We start from the raw sequence: 4540 nt of genomic DNA on the forward strand, positions 1-4540 counted from the left end.
CCACCGGGTCGTTGGTGGCGGCCGTCGCGGTCCAGGTGGTCTGGGGCGGCGCGGTGGGGCTGGGCCAGTCGGCGCTGACGACGCTGGCGGGCACCCTGCGGCCGCGGGCCCGCGGCACGGTGCTGGCGCTGAATTCCTCGCTGCAATACGGCGGGATGATGGCGGGCACCGCGGCGGCAGCCGCACTGCTGCAGGCCGATTCGCCCTTCTGGGCGGTGGGAGCGCTGTGCTCGGTGTGCAGCGCCCTCGTTTTTCCGGTGGTCACCGTGCTGCTGCCCGTGACCACCGATTCGGACCCCTCGTAAGTCAATTCACTCCGAACAAGGATCGAAATGAAGAAGATACTTGTGTCGACGGCGCTCGCCGTCGCCGCGACCACGACCGTCGTGAATCTCGCTCAGGCGGCTCCCGCAGCGGGCGACGAGGCGGTGAACTACACCGCCGTGAGCACCCCGCAGGCGGTCACCGTCACCACCGACGGCGGATCGCTCAGCGCCGCCGACGGCGTGTTCGAGATCACCGCGACCGACGGCACGGTGCTCGCGGGCACCGAATTATCGTTCCGGGTAGACGATTTCGTCTTTCCGATCACCGCGGACATCACCGGTCACACCGCCACCCTGACGCCGCGATTCGACCTCGGCCACGCCGTCTACCGACCGGTGGCACTGCCTTACGAGGACTCCGCTCCCTGGAAGACCCCGTACGACCGCGAGGTGGCGGCCTGGAGCCGGATGACATCCACCATCGCCGCGGGCGCCACGATCGGCACCCTCGTCGGCGGCCTCACCGGCGGAGCCGTCGGCTGCGTCCTCGGCGGCATCGCGGGCGCGACGGTGGCCTCGGCAGCGATCGTCGGCCTGTTCGGCGCGTTCCTGCCTGCCGCGGCGGTGGGTTGCCTGGGCGGCATTCTCGCCATCGGAGCGCTGGGGACTCTGGTCGGGCAGCTGCTGGTGACCGCGCCCGTAGCGATCCTGGCGGCCTCGCAGTACTTCACCACGATCAACCAGCCGTTCAACCCGGCGCCGACGAAGTAGAAAGACGCCTACCGCTCGCCGCGTCTCCCAGCGTCGCCGGGAGACGGGGCTTCCGCCCGTGCGCGTCCGGCCCGCGGTGCGGGCCGGGGTGGATCAACTCAGCGAAACGGCCCGAAACCACCTGGTTCCGGGCCATTTCGACTGCGCGCTCCAGTTCCTCGGTTCGTCGGCTGCGAGCGAGCGGGTGCCTGCCCACAGGCTGGTTCCCAAGGGCTACCGCCGGTGGAACCGCTCGCGGACGGCGTCCATGCGGGCGCGTAATTCGTCCGGGCTGATCACGCCGCGATCCATCAGGGTGTGCGCCGTGACGACGACCGAGCGGGTGCGTACCGGGAAGTCGCGATAGATCGTCTCGCCCAGTGCGTCCTCGGCGTGGCGGCGTTCCAGGTTGTCGAACGCGCCGCGCCACGAGAGGCATTCGCACGTGGCCTGCATGCTGGACTCCCATGGATCGGGTTTGCCGTCGAGCTCGGGCAGCGAGGTCTCCCGGTGCGACGCGGGGTTCAAGGTCTCCAGCAGGACTTCGTACGGACCGCTCGTCACAAGCGTCCCTCCTTCTCGGCGGCGTCGACTCGGTTCGGTGGCTGCTGTGCGGTCCAGTCGGCCTGGGGCAGCGCCACGCCGATCATCGTGTCCCGGGTGACGATGGCGGCCAGCTGTTCCTCGGTCCAGCCCTCGGTGCCCTCGGGGCGCATGGGCATCACCATGAAGCGCGACTTCTGGTTGGAGTCGTGCACCCGGATCTCGACGTCGGGCGGGAAGTGCAAGCCGAATTCGGCGAGCACTTCGCGGGGCCAGCGCACCAGGCGGCGACGGTAGTTGGGCGTGCGATACCAGTCCGGGGACATCCCGAGCACCGGTCGCGGATAGCACGAGCACAGCGTGCACACGATGACGTTGTGCACCTCGGGCGTGTTCTCCAGCACGTAGAAGTAGGTGTAGTCGCTCGGCGTCCCCGATCCGGTCGGATCGCGCCAGTCGATGCCGATCTCCTTGCACGTCTCGGTGCCGTCGGCGAGCAGGCGGGCCTTGAACTCGGGGTCGGTCCACGCCTTGGCGACCAGCTTCGATCCGCCGTGCGGACCCACCGATTCGGCCCACTCGGCGAATCTGCGGTGGTCTTCCTGGGAGAACAGCCCCTTCTCGATGGCGAGTTCCCGCACCGCCGTCTCGAGCACCTCGAATTCGCTGATCTCCTCGCTGGTCCGGATCGGCGCGTGTGCGTCGTGATCGTGGGTCCGGCTCACTGGGCATCCTCCTCCGCGGGCTCGAGCCAGCGCTCGGAGACCTCCGTCTCCAAGGTGTCGACGTCGAAGCCGGTGTATTTGGGCCATAAATCCTTCTGGCGGAATCGCACGACGTAGAACGGCTCGACGCGACCGTCGTCCCGCCCCCATGCCTCGTCCTCCGGGATGATCCACTCCGGCCGGTACTCGACGACGACACCGGTGTGCCCGCGGGTGTAGGCCTGGGTGCGGGTATGGAACATCGACGTGGCGTCGCGGACGCGCACACGGTCGCCGATCCGGTACCTCCTGCTCATGTGCGCGCCGCCATTCGTGCGCGTACTTCGTCCAGCTTGGCCGACAGTTCGTCGGGGGTGATCAATCCCTTGGCGACCAACGTCTTCGCCGCGACGGTCGCCCAGCGTGCGTAGTAGGGGAGACCGAAGTACAGCGTCGCGCCTAGGTCGTTCTCCGCTCGCCTGCGTTCCTCGGAGTTCCATACGCCGCGCCAGCCGAGGCATTCGCAGGTGACGTATGTGCTCATCTCCCAGGCCTCTTCCTCCTTCTCCCGGTACTCGACCGGAGTGTCCGGCTGGCCGCCCACGTCGTGCAGAACGTGCCGGAGGGCGGCGAACAACGCGTTCGAGATCTCGTAGGGCGAGTCCAGCGGCTCGCGAAAGACCGGTGCGAGGTCCGCGACGCGATGCTGCAACTCGTCGAATCGGTTCGGTGCGCTCATCATGTCTCCGAAGTGACGGATCCTGGGTCCACGGCGGGGCGGTTGCGGCAGGTGTGCTCGCGCACGCCTTCCCTCGTCGGAACTGGAGTGGGAAGCAGCGCCATGGAAACTCCAACGGGACGGCCCGCCCAGCAGGCGGGGCAGTCGGACGACGGGGTGTGACCCCGGTCACAATCGCATGGTTCGGATACCGAGCGTACACGTCGAGATCGATTTGCTGAAGGATGCCTGTGGCGCGGCGAAGAGGGGCGCGCCGACTCGGAGAATTGGCGCTGCCGACCCTCTTGACTAGCGGAAAATGTGGAGGAAACTATTCATTACACCGGAGCACCGGTAGGTGAGCGCACTGTCAGCTGAGACGTCGGTAGGCAGTGAAGACACCGACCCAGGATCCGGCTAGGCCCCCGGCAAGCCAGTCGAAAAAACCGGAGACTCAGCGACGACTGAGGATCACGGAAACGACGAGACTACCGGGGACTGATCTGTGTAGGGGGTCTTTCGCCTGGTCTCAGGCTCGCGAACAGGACCGGAGTCTCGGCTGAATCGGCCCACTCCAACGGAATGCTGATGGTTGACTAGCCGTGTGCCGGCTGTCTCGGCCGCACATTCGGCAACCCGTATCAGGAGGCACCCGCAATGCCCACTCATGACGGAAGCTGGCCGCAGGGAACACCGTGCTGGGTCGACTGCCAGGTCGACGACCCGGCGCGCGCCCGCGAATTCTACGGCGCACTCTTCGGCTGGGAGATCCAGGACAGCCCGCCCGAAGCGGGGGGATACCTGATGGCGATGCGCAACGGCCGCGCGGCCGCGGGCATCGGACCCAAGCCGGAAGGCATGCCGATGCCGTCGGTGTGGACCACCTACTTCGCCGCCGACAGCGCCGACACCATCGCGGAGAAGGTGACCGCCGCGGGCGGTTCGCTGATGATGCAACCGTTCGACGTGCTCGATGTCGGCCGCATGGTCGTCGGCGCCGACCCCACCGGCGCGGTCTTCGGGATCTGGGAGGCCAAGGCCCACAGCGGCGCGGGGGTGTACAACGAGCACGGCGCCTACTGCTGGAACGAGCTGCACACCAGCGACTACAAGAAGGCCCAGGAGTTCTACGCCGATGTGTTCGGCTGGCAGTACTCCGAAATCGGCGACGGCGAGAATTTCGTCTACTCCACCTTCAGCTTGCCGCAGGGCGGGGACGCCGTCGGCGGCATCAACGACTCGACGAAGATGCCGGGTGACAACCCGTCGTATTGGCTGGTCTGGTTCCAGGTCGGCAACACCGACGACGCGCTCGCCAAGGCGCGCGATCTCGGCGCCACCGTCATGTCCGGACCCGACGACAGTCCTTTCGGCCGCATGGGCCTCGTCCAGGGGCCACAGGGTGAGGTCTTCGGCGTCATCGATCCGACGACGACCGTCGGGGAGCCGCCGACCGGCGCGTGAGTTGTCCGGCGGGGGGCACCCCGCCCCCCCCCCCGGCGTGTGGCGCCCCCCCCCGGCAGGGTTTGTGGGGGGGGTGGGGGGGGGGCGCGGCGGGC

Annotated in this window: 7 protein-coding genes; 3 read left to right on the top strand and 4 right to left on the bottom strand. The window is 67.9% G+C overall.

The features are described 5' to 3' along the window. Positions 1–305, top strand: a 305-nt coding sequence (locus tag ACWEH3_RS35685) for a hypothetical protein (RefSeq protein ID WP_452358497.1), incomplete at its 5' end; no start/stop codon positions are given. 27 nt (positions 306–332) lie between these two features. Beyond that, entirely contained in the window at positions 333–1037 is a 705-nt protein-coding gene (locus ACWEH3_RS35690) for a hypothetical protein (RefSeq protein ID WP_450018296.1), read from the top strand. A 213-nt stretch (positions 1038–1250) separates the two neighbouring features. Here ACWEH3_RS35690 and ACWEH3_RS35695 read toward each other — a convergent pair whose 3' ends face one another. Genes ACWEH3_RS35695 through ACWEH3_RS35710 form a run of 4 tightly spaced genes read right to left on the bottom strand, consistent with a single transcriptional unit; the run spans position 1251 to position 3002 of the window. Beyond that, on the bottom strand, positions 1251–1580 hold the full coding sequence (locus ACWEH3_RS35695) for a ScnB (protein ID WP_450018294.1): 330 nt from the start codon (positions 1578–1580) through the stop codon (positions 1251–1253). Then, positions 1577–2284, bottom strand: a complete 708-nt coding sequence (gene scnC / locus ACWEH3_RS35700) for a thiocyanate hydrolase subunit gamma (protein WP_450018292.1) — start codon at positions 2282–2284, stop codon at positions 1577–1579. The genes ACWEH3_RS35695 and scnC overlap by 4 nt, the downstream gene beginning before the upstream one ends. Next, complete coding sequence (locus ACWEH3_RS35705) at positions 2281–2580, bottom strand: SH3-like domain-containing protein (protein WP_357882612.1); 300 nt, start codon at positions 2578–2580, stop codon at positions 2281–2283. Before ACWEH3_RS35705 ends, scnC begins: the two co-directional genes overlap by 4 nt. Further along, the gene (locus ACWEH3_RS35710; RefSeq protein WP_450018289.1) at positions 2577–3002 is read right to left on the bottom strand and encodes a hypothetical protein; all 426 of its coding nucleotides are present in this window, start codon (positions 3000–3002) and stop codon (positions 2577–2579) included. The genes ACWEH3_RS35705 and ACWEH3_RS35710 overlap by 4 nt, the downstream gene beginning before the upstream one ends. Positions 3003–3638: 636 nt before the next feature. Here ACWEH3_RS35710 and ACWEH3_RS35715 point away from each other — a divergent pair. Beyond that, positions 3639–4445 (top strand): VOC family protein, encoded by an 807-nt coding sequence (locus tag ACWEH3_RS35715; protein ID WP_450018287.1) that lies wholly within the window; start codon positions 3639–3641, stop codon positions 4443–4445. The last annotated feature ends 95 nt before the right edge of the window (positions 4446–4540 follow it).

Source organism: Nocardia sp. NPDC004718 (genome assembly GCF_053601535.1).